An 18,340-nucleotide genomic window follows, 5' to 3' on the forward strand; every position below is an offset into this window, starting at 1 on the left:
GCGCGTACGGGATCCGTACGCGCCCACCGGCGTTCTCGCGTCCGTCCGCGGACCGGGCTACTTCGCGGGCTCCGGCTGCGGCTCGCCGGCCGTCTCCGGCTCGCCGTCGGGGTCGAGCGGGGTCTTGACCGAGTCCAGCAGCAGCTGGGACACGTCGACCACCTGCAGCGTCTCCTTGGCCTTGCCCTCGTTCTTCTTGCCGTTGACGGAGTCGGAGAGCATCACCAGGCAGAACGGGCAGGCGGTGGAGACGATGTCCGGGTTGAGGGACAGCGCCTCGTCGACGCGCTCGTTGTTGATGCGCTTGCCGATCCGCTCCTCCATCCACATGCGGGCGCCGCCGGCGCCGCAGCAGAAGCCGCGCTCCTTGTGGCGGTGCATCTCCTCGTTCCGCAGGCCCGGCACCTTGGCGATGATCTCGCGCGGCGGCGTGTAGACCTTGTTGTGGCGGCCCAGGTAGCACGGGTCGTGGTAGGTGATGATGCCCTCGACCGGGGTGACGGGGACGAGCTTGCCCTCGTCGACCAGGTGCTGCAGCAGCTGGGTGTGGTGGATGACCTCGTACTCGCCGCCGAGCTGCGGGTACTCGTTGGCCAGGGTGTTGAAGCAGTGCGGGCAGGTGGCGACGATCTTCTTCTGCGCCTTCGGCTTCTTCGTCGACTCGTCCTCGTCGTCCTCGCCGAAGGCCATGTTCAGCATGGCGACGTTCTCGGCGCCCAGCTGCTGGAAGAGGAACTCGTTGCCCAGGCGCCGGGCGGAGTCACCGGTGCAGTTCTCCTCGCCGCCCATGATCGCGAACTTGACGCCCGCGATGTGGAGCAGCTCGGCGAAGGCCTTGGTGGTCTTCTTGGCGCGGTCCTCCAGGGAGCCGGCGCAGCCGACCCAGAACAGGTACTCCACCTCGGTGAGGTCCTCGATGTCCTCGCCCACGACGGGGACCTCGAACTCGACCTCCTTGACCCAGGCCAGCCGCTGCTTCTTGGGCAGGCCCCAGGGGTTGCCCTTCTTCTCCAGGTTCTTGAGCATCGTGCCCGCCTCGGACGGGAACGAGGACTCGATCATGACCTGGTAGCGGCGCATGTCGACGATGTGGTCGATGTGCTCGATGTCCACCGGGCACTGCTCGACGCAGGCGCCGCAGGTGGTGCAGGACCACAGGACGTCCGGGTCGATGACGCCGTTCTCCTCGGCGGTGCCGATCAGCGGGCGCTCGGCCTCGGCGAGGGCCGTGGCCGGGACCCCGGCGAGCTGCTCCTGGGAGGCCTTCTCCTCGCCCTCCATGGTCTTGCCGCCGCCGGCGAGCAGGTAGGGCGCCTTGGCGTGCGCGTGGTCGCGCAGCGACATGATCAGCAGCTTCGGGGAGAGCGGCTTGCCGGTGTTCCATGCGGGGCACTGCGACTGGCAGCGGCCGCACTCGGTGCAGGTGGAGAAGTCGAGGATGCCCTTCCAGGAGAACTGCTCCACCTGGCTGACGCCGAAGACGTCGTCCTCGCCCGGGTCCTCGAAGTCGATCGGCTTGCCGCCGGAGGACATCGGCTGCAGGGCGCCGAGCGCGACGGCGCCGTCGGCGTTCCGCTTGAACCAGATGTTCGGGAAGGCCAGGAAGCGGTGCCAGGCGATGCCCATGTCGGTCCTGAGCCCGACCGTGATCATCCAGACGAACGAGGTCCCGATCTTGATCATCGCGGTCAGGTAGACCAGGTTCTGCAGCGTGCCGACGTTCAGCCCCTTGAAGGCGGCGACCAGCGGGTACGAGGCGAAGTAGGCGGCCTCGTAGCCGTGCACCTCCGCCAGGGCGCCCTCCAGGCCGCGCAGCGTCATGATCGCGAGGCCGATGATGAGGATCACGGACTCGACGAAGTAGGCCTGGCCGGTGTTGGAGCCCGCGAAGCGGGACTTGCGGCCCGCCCGGCCCGGGCGGGACAGCTGGCGGATCGCGATCAGCGTGAGGATGCCGAGGGTGGTCATCAGGCCGATGAACTCGACGAAGACCTCGTACGGCAGCCAGTGGCCGATGACGGGCAGCGCCCAGTCGGCCTCGAAGAGCTGGCCGAAGGCGTTCACCAGGGTGAGCACGAGGGAGAAGAAGCCGATGGCGACGAACCAGTGGGCGACGCCGATCACGCCCCAGCGGTTCATCCGGGTGTGGCCGAGGAACTCCCGGACCACCGTGGCGGTGCGGGCTCGCCAGTCGTCCGTGCGGGTGCCCGCGGGGACGTCCTGGCCGAGTCGCACGAACCGGTAGATCTGGGCGATGGCGCGGCTGAACAGCGCGACGCCGACCACGGCGAGTACCAGCGACACGATGATCGCGGCGAGTTGCATTTCGGGGCTCCTCGGACCTGCGAGAGCGGAGGCTCGGGGCTGATGCCCGGCTGAATACTAAGCAGTAACTTAATTGGTTCTCCTGAGACTACCCAGTATCGGCGTACGTGCGCAGCCGCGCCGCCGGTGATCTGTGTCGCTGAGGGGTGCCTTCCTCGGGCACGCGCGGGTCGTTCCGGGCTCCCCCGGGGCCGTGCCGGGCCCCTGGGGTGGTCCGGCGGTCCCGCGGTCGCACGCCGTGGCCGCCCGTGCGTGCAGGGGTGACGCATAAGTTGAGTCGCGGCGACTCAGGTCTGTTGACAGGGCGCGAGGTCTGCGGCACCCTTGAGCCAGTTCCACTCAAGTAGGCAGCTGGAGGATTCCACCATGGCACGTGCGGTCGGCATCGACCTGGGCACGACTAACTCCGTCGTCAGCGTTCTCGAAGGCGGCGAGCCCACCGTCATCACCAACGCCGAGGGTGCCAGGACCACGCCGTCCGTCGTCGCCTTCGCCAAGAACGGTGAGGTGCTCGTCGGCGAGGTCGCCAAGCGCCAGGCCGTCACCAACGTCGACAGGACCGTCCGGTCGGTCAAGCGCCACATGGGCACCGACTGGAAGATCAACCTGGACGGCAAGGACTTCAACCCGCAGCAGATGAGCGCCTTCATCCTGCAGAAGCTGAAGCGTGACGCCGAGGCGTACCTGGGTGAGAAGGTCACCGACGCGGTGATCACCGTCCCGGCGTACTTCAACGACTCCGAGCGCCAGGCCACCAAGGAGGCCGGCGAGATCGCGGGTCTCAACGTCCTGCGCATCGTCAACGAGCCGACGGCCGCCGCCCTGGCGTACGGCCTGGACAAGGACGACCAGACCATCCTCGTCTTCGACCTCGGTGGCGGCACCTTCGACGTCTCGCTGCTGGAGATCGGCGACGGCGTCGTCGAGGTGAAGGCCACCAACGGCGACAACCACCTCGGTGGTGACGACTGGGACCAGCGCATCGTCGACTACCTGGTGAAGCAGTTCGCCTCGGGTCACGGCGTGGACCTGTCCAAGGACAAGATGGCGCTGCAGCGTCTGCGCGAGGCCGCCGAGAAGGCGAAGATCGAGCTGTCCTCGTCCACCGAGACCTCGATCAACCTGCCCTACATCACGGCCTCCGCCGAGGGCCCGCTGCACCTGGACGAGAAGCTCACCCGCGCCCAGTTCCAGCAGCTGTCCCAGGACCTGCTGGAGCGCTGCAAGATCCCGTTCCACAACGTGATCAAGGACGCTGGCATCCAGCTCTCCGAGATCGACCACGTCGTCCTCGTCGGCGGCTCGACCCGTATGCCCGCCGTCGCCGAGCTCGTCAAGGAGCTGACCGGCGGTCAGGACGCCAACAAGGGTGTCAACCCCGACGAGGTCGTCGCCATCGGCGCCGCGCTCCAGGCCGGTGTCCTCAAGGGCGAGGTCAAGGACGTCCTGCTCCTCGACGTGACCCCGCTGTCCCTCGGCATCGAGACCAAGGGCGGCATCATGACCAAGCTGATCGAGCGCAACACCACGATCCCGACCAAGCGCTCGGAGATCTTCACCACGGCCGAGGACAACCAGCCGTCGGTGCAGATCCAGGTCTACCAGGGCGAACGCGAGATCGCGGCGTACAACAAGAAGCTCGGCATGTTCGAGCTGACCGGCCTTCCGCCGGCCCCGCGCGGCATCCCGCAGATCGAGGTCGCCTTCGACATCGACGCCAACGGCATCATGCACGTCTCCGCCAAGGACCTCGGTACCGGCAAGGAGCAGCGCATGACGGTCACCGGTGGCTCGGCGCTGCCGAAGGACGACATCGACCGCATGATGCGCGAGGCCGAGCAGTACGCGGAGGAGGACCACAAGCGCCGCGAGTCCGCCGAGACCCGCAACCAGGCCGAGCAGCTGGTCTACCAGACCGAGAAGTTCCTCAAGGACAACGAGGACAAGGTCCCCGGTGACGTCAAGACCGAGGTCGAGGCGGCCGTCGCGGACCTGAAGGAGAAGCTGAAGGGCGAGGACTCCGCCGCCATCCGCGAGGCCACCGAGAAGGTCGCCGCCACCTCGCAGAAGCTGGGCCAGGCGCTGTACGCCAATGCCCAGGCCGAGGGCGGCGCGACCGGTGCCGCCGGTGCCGCGGGCGGGGCCCAGGCCGACGACGACGTCGTCGACGCCGAGATCGTCGACGAGGACAAGAAGGACGGTGCCGCGTGACGGAGGAGACCCCGGGCTTCGAGGAGGAGCCTGTCGTCCCCTCTGCCGAGGCCGGTTCCACCTCGCCGGGGGACTCCCCCGGCGAGGCGGGGCCCGGCGCCGGGTCCGCCGACCAGGCAGGCCCGGCGGCCCCCGCCGGGGACACCACCGCCAATGTCGCTCTGCAGGCGCCGCTGGACCAGGTGCGCACGGCGCTCGGTGAGCGCACCGCGGACCTCCAGCGGCTCCAGGCGGAGTACCAGAACTACCGCCGCCGGGTGGAGCGGGACCGGATCGCGGTCCGCGAGATCGCGATCGCGAACCTGCTCACCGAGCTGCTCCCGGTGCTCGACGACATCGGCCGCGCCCGGGACCACAAGGAGCTGGTCGGCGGGTTCAAGTCGGTCGGCGAGTCCCTGGAGACGGTCGTCGCCAAGATGGGGCTGCAGCAGTTCGGCAAGGAGGGCGAGCCCTTCGACCCGCTGGTGCACGAGGCCCTGATGCACAGTTACTCGCCGGACGTCACACAGACGACCTGCGTGCAGATCCTGCAGCCCGGGTATCGCATCGGTGAACGCACCATCCGCCCCGCGCGGGTGGCCGTGGCCGAGCCCCAGCCGGGCTCGCAGGGCACGCAGAAGAACGACGACACGGCGGACGAGGAGAACGGTGGCCCCGACCAGGGCTGACGTGGGTAGCGCACGGAAGGAGGGACGCCGGGGATGAGCATCAGCAGGGATTTGTTCGAGAAGGATCTCTACAAGGTCCTCGGCGTTCCGAAGGACGCCACCGAGGCGGAGATCAAGAAGGCGTACCGGAAGCTCGCCCGCGAGTTCCACCCGGACGCCAACAAGGGCGACGCCAAGGCCGAGGAGCGCTTCAAGGAGATCTCCGAGGCCAACGACGTCCTGTCGGACCCCAAGCGCCGCAAGGAGTACGACGAGGGCCGCGCCCTCTTCGGCAACGGCGGCTTCCGCACCGGCCCGGCCGGCGCGGGCGGGTTCGGCTTCGACCTCGGTGACCTCTTCGGCGGTGGCCCCGGCGGCACCGCCCAGGGCGGCGGCTTCGGCGGCGGCCTCGGGGACGTGTTCGGCGGGCTGTTCAACCGCGGCGCCGGTACGACCCGTACCCAGCCGCGGCGCGGCCAGGACATCGAGACCGAGGTGACGCTGAAGTTCACCGAGGCGGTGGACGGCGCCACCGTGCCGCTGAAGATGACCAGCCAGGCCCCCTGCAAGGCCTGTTCCGGCACCGGTGACAAGAACGGCACGCCCCGGGTGTGCCCGACCTGCGTCGGCACCGGCCAGATCTCGCGCGGCGGCAGCGGCAGTTTCTCGCTCACCGACCCGTGCACGGACTGCAAGGGCCGCGGCCTGATCGCGCAGGACCCCTGCGAGGTCTGCAACGGCAGCGGCCGGGCCCGTTCGGCGCGCACCATGCAGGTGCGCATCCCGGCGGGCGTCACCGACGGGCAGCGCATCCGGCTGCGCGGCAAGGGCGCGCCGGGCGAACGCGGCGGCCCGGGCGGCGACCTGTACGTCACCGTGCACGTCGACCCGCACCCGGTGTTCGGCCGCAAGGCCGACAACCTCACGATCACCGTGCCCGTCACCTTCGTGGAGGCGGCGCTGGGTGGGGAGATCAAGGTCCCGACGCTCGGTGGCCCCGCCGTGACCCTGAAGCTGCCCCCCGGCACGCCCAACGGGCGCACGCTGCGGGCCCGCGGCAAGGGCGCGGTCCGCAAGGACGGCACCCGCGGGGATCTGCTGGTCACGATCGAGGTCGCCGTCCCGGCGGCCACCGAGGGCAAGGCGCTGGACGCCCTGGAGGCGTACCGGGAGGCGACCGCGGACACCGACCCGCGGGCAGAGCTGTTCAAGGCCGCGAAGGGAGTCTGAGCCGATGAACACGAGCGGCGGCATGCGTGGCGGACGGGGCCGCAACCCGTACGAGCTGACCGAGGAGTCCCCCGTCTACGTCATCTCGGTGGCGGCCCAGCTCTCCGGGCTGCACCCGCAGACCCTGCGCCAGTACGACCGTCTCGGCCTGGTCTCGCCCGACCGCACGGCCGGGCGCGGCCGCCGTTACTCGGCTCGTGACATCGAACTCCTGCGCGAGGTTCAGCGCCTCTCCCAGGACGAGGGCATCAACCTGGCCGGCATCAAGCGCATCATCGAACTGGAGAACCAGGTGGCGGCCCTGCAGTCGCGGGTCGCCGAGCTCTCCGCGGCGCTGGAGGGCGCGGCGGCGGCCATGCAGCAGCGGGAGGCCGCCGTCCACGCCTCGTACCGGCGTGACCTGGTGCCCTACCAGGACGTCCAGCAGACCTCCGCGCTGGTGGTGTGGCGGCCGAAGCGGCCGGAGTGAGCCGGGACTAGGCCCGGACTAGGCCCTCATCAGGTCCTCGGGACCCCGCGAGACGCGGTGCAGGAAGCGCCCCGAGGCGACCATCGCCTCCAGCAGTCGGTGACCCTCCGGCGCGGGGACGAGCCCTTCGGCGCAGGCCCCCCGCACGAGGTCGAAGGTCTCCTTGGTGGTGATGCCGCGCCGGCGCGCGAAGTCGCGGGCCGAGCGGTCGTCGGTGATCCAGACCGAACCCCCGAACTCGCGGCGCCGGGTGATCAGCACACAGGTCTCGGCCTCGCCGAGGTGCTTGGTCGGCAGATGGGACGAGCCGCCGAAGACCGCCCGGCGCAGCCGGTCGACCTCCCGTAGTTCGGCGCCGTCGGTGATCTCCACGGGCTCGCCGAGCCACCCGGCCTCCGCCAGCCCGGCCATCCGCGGCAGGAAGCGCGCGGAGCGGGCGGCCTCCCAGGCCACGGCCTGGGTCCAGCGGCCGCGGCCGTCCAGCACCTTCTCCAGCAGGAGCAGCCGGTCGACGGCCGCGAAGTTGCACAGGACCGTGTTGTCGGGGAACCACCATGTGGTCATGGCTGGAAGACCGGATCCCCTTCTTCCGCGTCCAGTTGTTCGACGTGCTCGATGTGTTCGGCGTGTTCGGCGCCGTTGCCCGGGGTCGGGGCGGGCGCGAGGAGGCGGTGCAGCCGCTCCACGTCCGTGTCCAGCAGTGCGGCCAGCGGGCGCAGGGTCGTCTCCCCCGCGAGGTAGGCCCTGTACAACTCCGAGGCGACACGGGGCGGGAAGCGCTCCGCCGAGGCCCGCGAGGCCTGCTTCTGGTAGTCGTCGCCGGCGCCCGCGAGCAGGTGGCAGGCCTCCGTGGTGAGGGCGCGCAGCTGTTTGCGGCGTGCGGCGTCGACCAGGCCCAGTTGGTGGAGTCGCGCGGCGAGAGCGCTCGGTGACACGCGGAAGCGGACGACCAGCCGCTCGAAGGCGGTGTCCGCCGGTTCGGCCTCCGCGGCGGCGGCTTCGGTCAACTCCCGTGCGGGCATGAGCAGATGTGAGGCGAAGACATTGGCCCGCACCTCGGCCAGGTCCTTCTGCCGGCCGGGGGCGACATGGGACTCGACCACGACACCGCGGGCGTCCCTGGCGAGGATGTGGCAGAGCTCGTGGGCCAGGGTGAAGCGCTGCCGCGTCCACAGATCGGTGGGCGCGAGCAGGAGGAGGCGGAAGGAGTCGGCCTGCCACGCGAGTCCGTCCACACCCTGGGGGAGCCCGGTGATGGCGACGTCCACCCCGAAGAGGTCCTCCATCGCCGCGATCAGCTCGTCCGTGGCCAGCTCCGCGGCCGGCAACCGCTCCAGCACCTCGGCCGCCAGCCGTTCTCCCTGTGCCGCGTACCGCTCCGCCGCCGCGTCCACCTCCGGCACGGCGGGCAACTCCCTCGCGCGGCCCAGCAGCTCCAGCACCTCGTAGGCGCCGGCGAACCGCGCCGCGACCTCCTGCGCCCCCGCGGGGTCAGCGGCGGTGGCACCCCGCGTACGGGCGGCGAGCGCGGGGCGCAGCGGCTCGTTGCCTGTCAGCAGCCAGTCCACGGTCGTGCCGCCCGCCTCCGCGATCAGCGCCAGGTCGAGCGAGGTGAAGCGGCGCACGCCGCTCAGGGACTTCGACAGCTTGTCGGGCGTGAGCCCGACCGTCCGGGCGAACGCGGCCTTGGTCATCGCGGCCGCGTCCATCACGGTGCGTACACGTTCGATGACATGTGGGTCCATGGGAAAAGGGTAGGCGGACCTTGCGATAATCGCAAGGCCCGCCCGGTGTCGCCGAGATGCTACGGCAGCAGGATGGCGTGGGCGCCGCCCGGCTGCGACTCCGTGCCGTCCGCGTAGAGCGCGGTCACCCGGTAGAAGTGGGTGGTACCGCGGGTGGCGGTGGCGTCGGTCCAGGAGGTGCCGGTCACGGCCTCCGCGGTGAGCGCCTGGTACTCGCCCGCCTCCCGGTTCCAGCGCTCGACGCGGTAACCGACGGCCGCCGTCACGGGCTCCCACGACAGATCGACCCCGGTGTCCGTGCCCTTGGCCTGCACGGCGACGGGTGAGTCATCGGGGGTGGCGACGGACGGAGTGAGGTCGAGTTCGGTGAAGGTCACCACATCGGCCTCATGGGTCGACTCGAAGCGGGAGTTGCCCCAGGTGTCCACGACGTCGACGAAGTAGCAGGCCGTTTCGCCGTCGGGCAGCCGGGCGCCGAGGTACTCGGTGGTGTCCGGTCCCAGCCAGGCAGACTCGAGCCCGTAGCAGACCGGTTCCTCCTCGGTTTCGACCAGTTCGCCGCGGTAGACGGTGTACCGGGCCAGGTCCGGCTCGGTGTTGCGGTCCCAGTCCAGCCGCACCCCGTACTCGGTCGCCTCGGCGGTCAGTCCGGTGACCGCGGCCGGGGGTTCCTCGTCGCCGGGCACCGTGAAGGTCACCTCGTTGGAGGGGAGCGAAGCGACGCCGTCGGCGGTCTGCGTGACGGCGTAGTGGTAGGTCACGCCGCGCTGCAGGACCCACCCGTTGTCGGTGCAGCTGTACCGGACCGGGTCCGCGCCGAGGTCGCCCTCGTCATCGACCCTGCAGCCGACGGGGGTCGCGGTGGCCGGGTCCACCGGCGAGGTGGTCGAGCGGTACACCGTGTACGTCCCGACGGCCTGCGCGCTGGGGAGGCTCCACGTCAGCTTGACACCGAGGAGGTTCTCGAGGGGGGTCGCCGCCACGTCACCGGGTGCGTCCGGCCGGATCACCAGCGGGGCCGCGCCCGCGGACGCGGACTTCGCGGAGGTGTTGCCGGCGGCGTCCACCGCGGCGACGGCGTACGAGTACGTCGTCTTGGCGGCGGCCGTCGTGTCGGTGTACGACGCGGCCGACGGGGTGCCGATCTGCGTCCACGGGTCCGCCGCCGACGTCGACCGGTAGACCCGGTACTGCTTGGCGTCCGATACCGCGTTCCAGGTCAGGGCGTAGCCCTTGCCGTCGGCGGTGACCGCGGCCTTCAGGCCGGTCGGCGCGGCCGGGGCCTGTTCGTCGATCGAGGTGACCGTCACCGCGGACGACATCGCGGAGGCGTTGCCGGCCTTGTCGACGGAGGTGACCGCGTACGAGTACTTCGCCCCCGTGGCGGCCGGCACGTCACGGTAGGACGACGTGGTCACGAGCGCGCTGCCGCCGATCCGGGCCCAGGCGCCGGTGCCCGTGCGCCGGTAGACGCGGTACCCGGCGAGGTCCATCTCCGCGCCCTTGGTCCACGAGAGGACGAACGCGTGCCCGCTGGCCGGGGCCTTCAGCCCGGTCGGCGTCAGCGGCTTGGTCTTGTCCACCGACGCCGACGTGCGCGGCGCGTACGTGAACTTGACGTTGGCGCTGCCCTTGAAGGCGGCGAAGTCGACGCGGAGGGCGTGCCTGCCCTTGGGGACCGTGAGGTTGAGCGTCTTGGTCCGGGTGGTGGAGACGTCCTTCCACAGGTCGATCTTCCGGCTGCCGTCGAGGTAGACGCGGATGCCGTCGCGGGCGGCGGCGGTGAACGTGAAGGGGCCGCCGGAGCCGAAGTCCCGTGTGAGGTTCCAGCGGACGCCGAAGTTGTCCTTCGGCAGGGTGACGCCGGCGGGGTCGCCGGTGCCGTAGTTCTCGTTGATCGAGGTGTCGCAGGTGGTCTTCTTCGGAGTGCCCTTGAAGGTGGTGTTGCCGTAGTACGACGCGACCCACACCCCGGTGGAGCAGGTGGTGGCCGCGTGTGCGGCGCCGGCGGGCAGGGCGAGGCCCGCGGCGGTCGTGGCGAACGCGAGCGCGATGGCGCGGGCGCGTGTGGACGTGGTCAAAGATCCCTCCCTGGGGAGGAGCCTGGCAGGTGTCGAACGGTTGTGCCAAGTCCTTGCGGGGGCCCGTGATCATGCTGTGCCGTTCCCGGGCGGCGGCCCCGCCGAAGGGGTGGTCCGCGGGGCGGGGCGGGGTGCGAAGCGCGCGGTGGGGAAGACGGTTCGTATGCCGCACAGAGGCGTCGGAGCCGGGATCGTGGTGGGGCTGGCCCTGGGGATGGTGGCCGGCTCGGTGCCGCTCGGGACCGACTGGGGCGCCGAGGGGCTGGACGTAGGACTGGCGACCGTGGCGATGTGGGCCGGGCTGCGGCTGGCCGCGCGGCGCGAGGGGCCGTGGTGGATCGCCGGGCTGATGGCGCTGGTCCTGGTGAGCGTGGGCGTGGCGGCGTACGGGGACGTGGGCGTGCCGCGGTACGCGGGGCTGGTGCCGGTCCCGGTGGTGGCGGCGCTGCTCGTGGTGGGCGGCGCCGGGTCGGTGTGGGCCCGGCGCCGGGAGATGGGCGTGGCGGGTGCGGCGGCCGGGGCGGGCGCCCTGGTGGCGGCCGTGTGGCTGCCGGTGTGGGTGGCGGCCGTGATGTGGGCGGCGGCTCAGGCCGGTTCGACGTCGCGGACCTCGCTCCCGACGAGGTAGTCCTCGGGCTGCAGCGGCATCCGCTCGCGTTCGGGGCTGTTCCAGTAGCGGGCGTTGGCCGCGGCGAAGCCGTCCTCGCCGTCGTAGGCGATCAGCCAGACGAACTGGCTGCGCTCGCGGTCCACCCAGGCCAGGCCGATCTCGAAGCCGTGGGCACGGCGCAGCGGCACGATCTCCGTGTGCCACAGGCCGAGCCAGGCGTCGAGCATCTCCGGCTTGATGGTGTACGTGCGCAGCTGTGTGGTCCTGGGCAATCCGGGGCTCCTCGGTTCAGGTGGCGGCGTGCACGCGGACCTGCTGGGGGCGGACGACGCGGTCCGCCATGCGATAGCCGTGGCGTACGACCTCGGCGACCTCGCCGGCGAGTTCCGGACTCGGCGCGGGGACGGTGCCCACGGCCTCCTGCAGGGCGGGGTCGAAGCGCCCCGCGGCGACCGGGATGCGGGTCATGCCGTACTTCTCCAGGACGGTCAGCAGCTCGGCGCCGACGGAGTGGGCGAAGCCGTCGTCGGCGCCGGGGTGGCGGTCGACGCGGTCCAGGAGGAGGACGAGGTCGTACAGGAGCGGCTGCATCAGCCGGCCCTCGGCGGCCTTGCGGGTGTGGTCGAGCTCGGCACGCAGTTCGTCCAGACCGCGCCGCCCCTCGCGGTCGTTGAGCAGTCGGCGGCGGAACTGGTCGCCGAGGGCGGCCATTTCGTCGCGCAGTCCGTCGACGGCGTCGGCCACCACGGCGAACGGGTCGGGCGCCGGCTCCGGCGCGCACTGCGGAGCGGGGACGGCGCCTTCCGGGGGCACCGGCGGCGCGGGGGGCTGCGGCGGCACGGGCGGTACCCGCGGTGGCTGCGGCGGCTGAGGCGGCGGGCTGCTCATGCGCGGCTCCAGGAGTGCTGCGGCTGGTTGAGGAGGTGCCGGGGGAGGGATACGCGGGTGTGCCACCAGCGCGGTCTGAAGCCGATCCACGCGATGAGCGCGAGGGCGGCGATCACCACGAACACGACGTAGGACTTGACCGGAGTGAGCAGCAGCACCACGGCCGGGACCACGACCCAGAGCATGCGTGCGTGCCACCGCCAGGTCTTGCCCAGGGACTCGGCGGCGAGCCCCTGGTAGAACTCAAGCCGCCCCACCAGGTCCGGATCCGCCGGGCGCACGGCCAGGCCCTGGTCGACGCAGTGCAGGACGCGCCGGGCGGCCTCCTCGGAGGCGACGACCAGCCGCCGGCTGACCGGGTGCGTGATCATCGCGCTCTCGGCGCGCAGCGACCAGATGCGGCTGATCTGGTCGCGCAGCCCGGTGTGGCCCGGGCTGTGCGCCAGGGCCTTCTCGTACCAGCTCAGCGCCTCGTCGAAGCGGGAGGAGGCGTACAGGCCGTCGCCGACGGCTAGTTCGGTCGCCAGGTCGCCCGGGGACAGTTCGTCGGCCTTGATGTACCAGGTCAGCGCCGTGTGGTGGTCGCCGAGCGCGGTGTGGACATTGCCGATCTGGATGTGGTTCGCGGCGTCGTCCGGGTTCAGCTGCAGGGCCCTGCGGTGCTCCTGGAGGGCGTCCTGGTAGGCGCCGAGGTCCTGGTGGACGGCGCCCAGCAGCCGCCAGGCGTAGGCGTTGCGGTCGTCATGGTGCACGGCCTGGCGGAGCTCGTACTCGGCGGCCCGGAGGTCGCCCTCCTCGATGTTCCGCTCGGCGATGCCCACCCAGTCGCGCACGGTGCCGCCGGGGGCGGGCCGGCCGGTCCTCGGCTCCCGGTCCTCCGGTTTCTTCTTCCGGGACCGGGCCAGCCGCTGGTCGTACAGGGCGCGGGCGGAGGGGTCGGTGAGCGCCTTGCGGGCCTCCAGCACCCGCCGCACCTTGTCCTCCGCCTCGCGCCGCTTGTCGGCGGTGGGGGCCTTGCTCGCCTTCCCCGCCCAGCTGCGGTGCTCGCGGTCGAGCTTCCTGCCGATCTCCTCGGCGCTGTCGCCGGTGCCGATCCCGAACTCGGCGTAGTAGTCGGGCACATCGGTGGTGGTCATGGGGCGTCGGCTCCCGCTCCGGTCAGAGGGCCGCGGTGCGTGACACGCGGTCGCTCAGTTCCTCCAGTTCCCCGGTGCCCAGGTTGTCCGGGCGTTCGACCTCGAACTCGCCGAGCCACTCGCCCGAGGTCAGGTCCTTGACCTCGACGTGGATGATGCCGTCCACGTCGTAGGCGTAGTACACCTCGAAGGGCGCGCCCTTGGGGTAGGGCGGGATCTTCAGGGTGCTCTCGCCGACGAGCTTGACGTAGTCCAGGTCCTCGCCCTCGCCCTCGGTGACCTGCACCCGCAACGCGGTCTGGCGCTCCCGGATCGTGTAGAAGGTGTCGCTCTCCTTCGCGGGGACCGTGGTGTTGTGCGGGATGATCACCGCGTTGTACTCCGGCGAGCGGGGTGAGTCGTCGCGGACGGCGACCATGCCCAGGGACTGCGAGGTGACGTCCTTGATGGACTTCACCCTGCCCTTGGTGAGCCGGGCCAAGCCGTCGCCCGGGGCGGACTCCACGTGGGCGCCGCTGCCGATGTACTTCTTGCGCTCCGCGGCCTGTTCGGCGCGCACCTCGGCGTCCAGAGCGATCAGCGCGGCCCCCAGGGCCACCACCTCGTCCTGGCTGACACCGCGTTCCGCGGTCTTCCCGGACAGCCGCTCCACCAGGGCGGGGACCTGCGGCATCCGCGTGGAACCGCCGACGAGCAGCACCTTGTCGATGTCGTCCCAGGTGAGCCCGGACTCCTCCAGGACGCCCTCGGTGAGGATGCGGGTGCGGTCCAGCAGTTCGGCGGTGAGCTCGTCGAACTTCTCGCGGGTGATGCGGATCTGCTCGTGCCGCCCGCCCGCCGAGAGCATGACGACCGCCTGCGGCGCGTTGGACAGGGTGCGCTTGGCGATCTCCGCCTTGTCGCGCAGTTCGGCGAGGGTGGCGGTGTCGTCGGTGAGGTCGGGGCCGCCGGCCGCCATGAAGGCGCCGTTGAGGTGTTCCATCAGCGCCCCGTCCCAGTCGAAGCCGCCGAGGTTGCGGTCGCCGTCGGTGGCGATGACGTCGTACTCTCCGTCCTCGACCTTCATCACGCTGACGTCGAAGGTGCCGCCGCCGAGGTCGTAGACGAGGACGGTGCCCACCCGCTGGTCCTCGTCCTGGTCGAGGCCGTACGCGAGGGCCGCCGCGGTCGGCTCGTTGACGATCCGCAGCACCTCCAGGCCGGCGATTTGGCCGGCGTCCTGGGTGGCCTTGCGGCGCGCGTCGTCGAAGTAGGCGGGGACGGTGATCACGGCGCGCTCGACGGGCTCGCCGAGCATCATCTCGGCGTCCTCCTTGAGCCGCTTGAGGATCAGCGCGGAGATCTCCTCGGGGCGGAAGAGGGTGCCGGACTCCGAGGTGTAGACGGGGGTGGGCTCGCCCATGTAGCGCTTGACGAACTGCACCACGTGGTCCGGGGCGGTGGCCGCGGAGCGCTTGGCCTGCGAGCCGACGACGACGACGTCGCCCTGGAACATCACCACGGACGGGGTGATGTTCTCCCCCTCGCGGTTGCGGACGATGGACGCGGTGCCGGTCCGGTCCGCCACCGCGACCGCGGAGTACGTCGTGCCCAGATCGATTCCCACAACCCGTGCCACAGCCGGGCACCTCCCCGTAGCCGTACTCGTCCGAATCTGCCGGAGCGTCAATCATGCAGCACGCAGGGGTGTTTCGGGGGTGGGATGGGCAGGGCCGCGGGGCCCGGGCCCGGACCGGGTGCCGGCCGGAGCGGCCGGTCAGGCGCGGCCCATGGCGCGGGTGAGCGTGATCTCGACGACCACCCGGTCCGGGTTGGGGGCGGGGGTGCGGCCGTAGCGTTCGGCGTAGCGCCGCACCGCGTCGGCGACGGCGTCCGGGTCGGTGTTGATCCGGGCCACCCCCTCCAGCGTCGCCCACCGCCCCTTGTCGACCTGGCACACCGCGACCCGGGCGCCCTCCGGCCCGGCCGCCAGCACGTGGGCGACCTTGCGGCTCGCCTTGTTGGTGATCACCCGGGCCAGCCCGGCCTCCGGGTCGTACGTCACGCCGACCGGCACGACGTGCGGCGTGCCGTCGGGGCGGTGGGTGGTGAGGGTGCTCATGAGGTACTCCCGCCAGAAGGCGAGGTAGCCGGGTCCGGGGCTGCGGGGGTCGATGGCCATGGAACCGACCGTACCCGGGTGAGTGGCGGGTGCGGCGGGGCCGTACCCGTGGGCAGGGCGCCGCACGCCGGGCCTCCGCCTTGGAAACCAACCTTGAGTGGAATAGACTCAACTTGTCTTACGCTGGAAAAAGCAGCTTCGATGGTGGGTCGAGAAGGAGGAGTACGCGAACGTGGACGCCGAGCTGACCAACAAGAGCCGGGAGGCCCTGAACGCCGCCAACACCAAGGCGGTCTCGACCGGGCATGCGGATCTGACCCCCGCGCACCTGCTGCTGGCGCTGCTGGAGCAGCCGGAGAACGACAGCGTGCTGGACGTCCTCGCGGCCACCGGCGCGGACGCTGCCGCCGTGCGGTCCGGGGCCGAGCGCCTGCTGGGCGGACTGCCCAGCGTGCAGGGCAGCACGGTGGCGCCGCCGCAGGCGAACCGGGAACTGCTCGCCGTGATCGCCGACGCGGCGGGGCGGGCGAAGGAACTCGGGGACGCGTACGTGTCCACCGAGCACCTGCTCATCGGCATCGCCCTCAAGGGCGGACCGGCCGGTGAGCTACTGAAGGAGTACGGTGCGACCGGCAGCAGGCTGCAGGACGCCTTCGAGCAGATCAGGGGAGGTCAGCGCGTGACGACACCCGACCCCGAGGGCACGTACAAGGCGCTGGAGAAGTACGGCACGGACTTCACCGCGGCGGCCCGGGAGGGCAAGCTCGACCCGGTGATCGGCCGGGACAACGAGATCCGGCGCGTGGTGCAGGTCCTGTCCCGGCGGACCAAGAACAACCCGGTGCTCATCGGCGAGCCCGGCGTCGGCAAGACCGCCGTCGTCGAGGGCCTGGCCCAGCGCATCGTCAAGGGCGACGTACCCGAGAGCCTGCGCAACAAGCGCCTGGTCGCCCTGGACCTGGGCGCGATGGTCGCCGGAGCCAAGTACCGGGGCGAGTTCGAGGAGCGGCTGAAGGCCGTGCTGGCGGAGATCAAGGCCAGCGACGGCCGGATCATCACCTTCATCGACGAGCTGCACACCGTGGTCGGTGCGGGCGCCGGCGGCGACTCCGCCATGGACGCGGGCAACATGCTCAAGCCGATGCTGGCCCGCGGCGAGCTGCGCATGGTCGGCGCGACCACTCTCGACGAGTACCGCGAGCGGATCGAGAAGGACCCGGCCCTGGAGCGCCGATTCCAGCAGGTGCTGGTGGCCGAGCCGAGCGTCGAGGACACCATCGCGATCCTGCGCGGCCTGAAGGGACGCTACGAGGCGCACCACAAGGTGCAGATCGCCGACGCCGCGCTGGTCGCGGCCGCGACCCTGTCCGACCGCTACATCACCGCCCGCTTCCTGCCCGACAAGGCCATCGACCTGGTCGACGAGTCGGCCTCCCGGCTGCGCATGGAGATCGACTCCTCGCCCGTCGAGATCGACGAGCTGCAGCGCTCCGTCGACCGTCTGCGCATGGAGGAGATGGCGCTCGAGAAGGAGACCGACGAGGCCTCCAAGCAGCGCCTGGAGAAGCTGCGCAAGGACCTCGCCGACAGGGACGAGGAGCTGCGCGGCCTCACCGCCCGCTGGCAGAAGGAGAAGGAGGGCCTGAACCGGGTCGGCGAGCTCAAGGAGCGCCTGGACGACCTGACCACCCGGATCGAGCGCGCCCAGCGCGACGGCGACTTCGAGGCCGCGTCCAAGTTGCTGTACGGCGAGAAGCCGAAGCTGGAGGCGGAGCTCGCCGAGGCCACCGAGGCCGAGGAGGTCGCCAAGCGGGGCACCATGGTCAAGGAGGAGGTCGGCCCGGACGACGTCGCCGACGTGGTCGCCGCCTGGACCGGCATCCCCGCCGGCCGCCTGATGGAGGGCGAGACCCAGAAGCTGCTGCGCATGGAGGAGGAGATCGGCAAGCGCCTGATCGGCCAGGGCGAGGCCGTGCGCTCGGTGTCCGACGCGGTGCGCCGCTCGCGCTCCGGCATCGCCGACCCCGACCGTCCCACCGGTTCCTTCCTCTTCCTCGGCCCGACCGGTGTCGGCAAGACCGAGCTGGCCAAGGCGCTCGCGGACTTCCTCTTCGACGACGAGCGGGCCATGGTCCGCATCGACATGAGCGAGTACGGCGAGAAGCACTCCGTGGCCCGCCTGGTCGGTGCCCCTCCCGGCTACGTCGGCTACGAGGAGGGCGGTCAGCTGACCGAGGCGGTGCGCCGCCGCCCGTACTCCGTGGTGCTGCTGGACGAGGTGGAGAAGGCCCACCCCGAGGTCTTCGACGTCCTGCTCCAGGTGCTCGACGACGGCCGGCTCACCGACGGCCAGGGCCGTACGGTCGACTTCCGCAACGCCATCCTCATCCTCACCTCCAACCTCGGCAGTCAGTACCTGGTCGACCCGGTGCTCAGCGAGGCGGAGAAGAAGGAGAGCGTGCTGGAGACGGTGCGGGCGTCCTTCAAGCCCGAGTTCCTCAACCGGCTCGACGACATCGTGGTCTTCAGCGCCCTGAACAAGGACGAGCTGCGCCGGATCGCCCGGCTGCAGACCGACCGGCTGGCGGTCCGGCTGCGCGACCGGCGGATCGCCCTCGACGTCACCGACGAGGCCCTGGACTGGCTCGCCGAGGAGGGCAACGACCCCGCCTACGGTGCCCGTCCGCTGCGCCGCCTGGTGCAGACCGCCATCGGCGACCAGCTGGCCCGGGAGATCCTGGCCGGCGAGGTCAGGGACGGCGACACGGTGCGGGTCGACAGGGTCGGTGACCAGCTGCTGGTCGGCGCCACCACCGGCAAGACCCTCTGAGTCCCGTCGGGAACGCGACGCGAACGGGGCACCGCGGGCCGCGCTTGCACGGCGCGGCCCGCGGTGA

General features: G+C 71.2%; 15 protein-coding genes. 6 read left to right on the top strand and 9 right to left on the bottom strand.

Annotated elements, in window-relative coordinates:
• Positions 1 to 57 precede the first annotated feature (57 nt).
• Positions 58 to 2,325: a (Fe-S)-binding protein gene (locus ACRWNP_RS02190; protein ID WP_431959123.1), complete on the bottom strand. Its 2,268-nt coding sequence runs from the start codon at positions 2,323 to 2,325 to the stop codon at positions 58 to 60.
• A 366-nt stretch (positions 2,326 to 2,691) separates the two neighbouring features.
• On the opposite strand from ACRWNP_RS02190, the gene dnaK reads away from it, so the two are divergent.
• The 4 genes from dnaK to ACRWNP_RS02210 are packed head-to-tail and all read left to right on the top strand — an operon-like array spanning position 2,692 to position 6,882.
• Positions 2,692 to 4,536: a molecular chaperone DnaK gene (dnaK, locus tag ACRWNP_RS02195; RefSeq protein ID WP_431959124.1), complete on the top strand. Its 1,845-nt coding sequence runs from the start codon at positions 2,692 to 2,694 to the stop codon at positions 4,534 to 4,536.
• Positions 4,533 to 5,204 (top strand): nucleotide exchange factor GrpE, encoded by a 672-nt coding sequence (gene grpE / locus ACRWNP_RS02200; RefSeq protein WP_431959125.1) that lies wholly within the window; start codon positions 4,533 to 4,535, stop codon positions 5,202 to 5,204. The genes dnaK and grpE (ACRWNP_RS02200) overlap by 4 nt, the downstream gene beginning before the upstream one ends.
• Positions 5,205 to 5,237: 33 nt before the next feature.
• A complete protein-coding gene (gene dnaJ, locus ACRWNP_RS02205) occupies positions 5,238 to 6,413 on the top strand; it encodes a molecular chaperone DnaJ (RefSeq protein WP_431959126.1) in 1,176 nt (391 codons plus the stop codon).
• A gap of 4 nt (positions 6,414 to 6,417) precedes the next feature.
• The gene (locus ACRWNP_RS02210) at positions 6,418 to 6,882 is read left to right on the top strand and encodes a heat shock protein transcriptional repressor HspR (RefSeq protein WP_431959127.1); all 465 of its coding nucleotides are present in this window, start codon (positions 6,418 to 6,420) and stop codon (positions 6,880 to 6,882) included.
• Positions 6,883 to 6,900: 18 nt separating this feature from the next.
• Here ACRWNP_RS02210 and ACRWNP_RS02215 read toward each other — a convergent pair whose 3' ends face one another.
• The 3 genes from ACRWNP_RS02215 to ACRWNP_RS02225 are packed head-to-tail and all read right to left on the bottom strand — an operon-like array spanning position 6,901 to position 10,708.
• Positions 6,901 to 7,446: a hypothetical protein gene (locus tag ACRWNP_RS02215; protein WP_431959128.1), complete on the bottom strand. Its 546-nt coding sequence runs from the start codon at positions 7,444 to 7,446 to the stop codon at positions 6,901 to 6,903.
• Complete coding sequence (locus tag ACRWNP_RS02220) at positions 7,443 to 8,627, bottom strand: ImmA/IrrE family metallo-endopeptidase (protein ID WP_431959129.1); 1,185 nt, start codon at positions 8,625 to 8,627, stop codon at positions 7,443 to 7,445. The genes ACRWNP_RS02215 and ACRWNP_RS02220 overlap by 4 nt, the downstream gene beginning before the upstream one ends.
• A 59-nt stretch (positions 8,628 to 8,686) precedes the next feature.
• Entirely contained in the window at positions 8,687 to 10,708 is a 2,022-nt protein-coding gene (locus ACRWNP_RS02225; protein WP_431959130.1) for a PA14 domain-containing protein, read from the bottom strand.
• A gap of 163 nt (positions 10,709 to 10,871) precedes the next feature.
• Here ACRWNP_RS02225 and ACRWNP_RS02230 point away from each other — a divergent pair, with 163 nt between their 5' ends.
• A complete protein-coding gene (locus ACRWNP_RS02230) occupies positions 10,872 to 11,336 on the top strand; it encodes a hypothetical protein (RefSeq protein WP_431959131.1) in 465 nt (154 codons plus the stop codon).
• Here ACRWNP_RS02230 and ACRWNP_RS02235 read toward each other — a convergent pair.
• From ACRWNP_RS02235 to ACRWNP_RS02255, 5 genes are all read right to left on the bottom strand, one after another.
• Complete coding sequence (locus tag ACRWNP_RS02235; protein ID WP_431959132.1) at positions 11,294 to 11,590, bottom strand: NIPSNAP family protein; 297 nt, start codon at positions 11,588 to 11,590, stop codon at positions 11,294 to 11,296. The genes ACRWNP_RS02230 and ACRWNP_RS02235 overlap by 43 nt on opposite strands.
• Before the next feature lie 16 nt (positions 11,591 to 11,606).
• Complete coding sequence (grpE, locus tag ACRWNP_RS02240; protein ID WP_431959134.1) at positions 11,607 to 12,206, bottom strand: nucleotide exchange factor GrpE; 600 nt, start codon at positions 12,204 to 12,206, stop codon at positions 11,607 to 11,609.
• Positions 12,203 to 13,342 (bottom strand): hypothetical protein, encoded by a 1,140-nt coding sequence (locus ACRWNP_RS02245; protein WP_431959136.1) that lies wholly within the window; start codon positions 13,340 to 13,342, stop codon positions 12,203 to 12,205. Before ACRWNP_RS02245 ends, grpE (ACRWNP_RS02240) begins: the two co-directional genes overlap by 4 nt.
• Before the next feature lie 22 nt (positions 13,343 to 13,364).
• On the bottom strand, positions 13,365 to 14,960 hold the full coding sequence (locus ACRWNP_RS02250) for an Hsp70 family protein (RefSeq protein ID WP_431959137.1): 1,596 nt from the start codon (positions 14,958 to 14,960) through the stop codon (positions 13,365 to 13,367).
• Positions 14,961 to 15,098: 138 nt separating this feature from the next.
• The gene (locus tag ACRWNP_RS02255) at positions 15,099 to 15,503 is read right to left on the bottom strand and encodes a pyridoxamine 5'-phosphate oxidase family protein (protein ID WP_431959138.1); all 405 of its coding nucleotides are present in this window, start codon (positions 15,501 to 15,503) and stop codon (positions 15,099 to 15,101) included.
• Positions 15,504 to 15,675: 172 nt separating this feature from the next.
• Here ACRWNP_RS02255 and clpB point away from each other — a divergent pair, with 172 nt between their 5' ends.
• Complete coding sequence (gene clpB / locus ACRWNP_RS02260) at positions 15,676 to 18,273, top strand: ATP-dependent chaperone ClpB (RefSeq protein WP_431959139.1); 2,598 nt, start codon at positions 15,676 to 15,678, stop codon at positions 18,271 to 18,273.
• Positions 18,274 to 18,340: the final 67 nt, after the last annotated feature.

The organism is Actinacidiphila sp. bgisy160 (genome assembly GCF_965342435.1).
Taxonomy (GTDB): domain Bacteria; phylum Actinomycetota; class Actinomycetes; order Streptomycetales; family Streptomycetaceae; genus Actinacidiphila.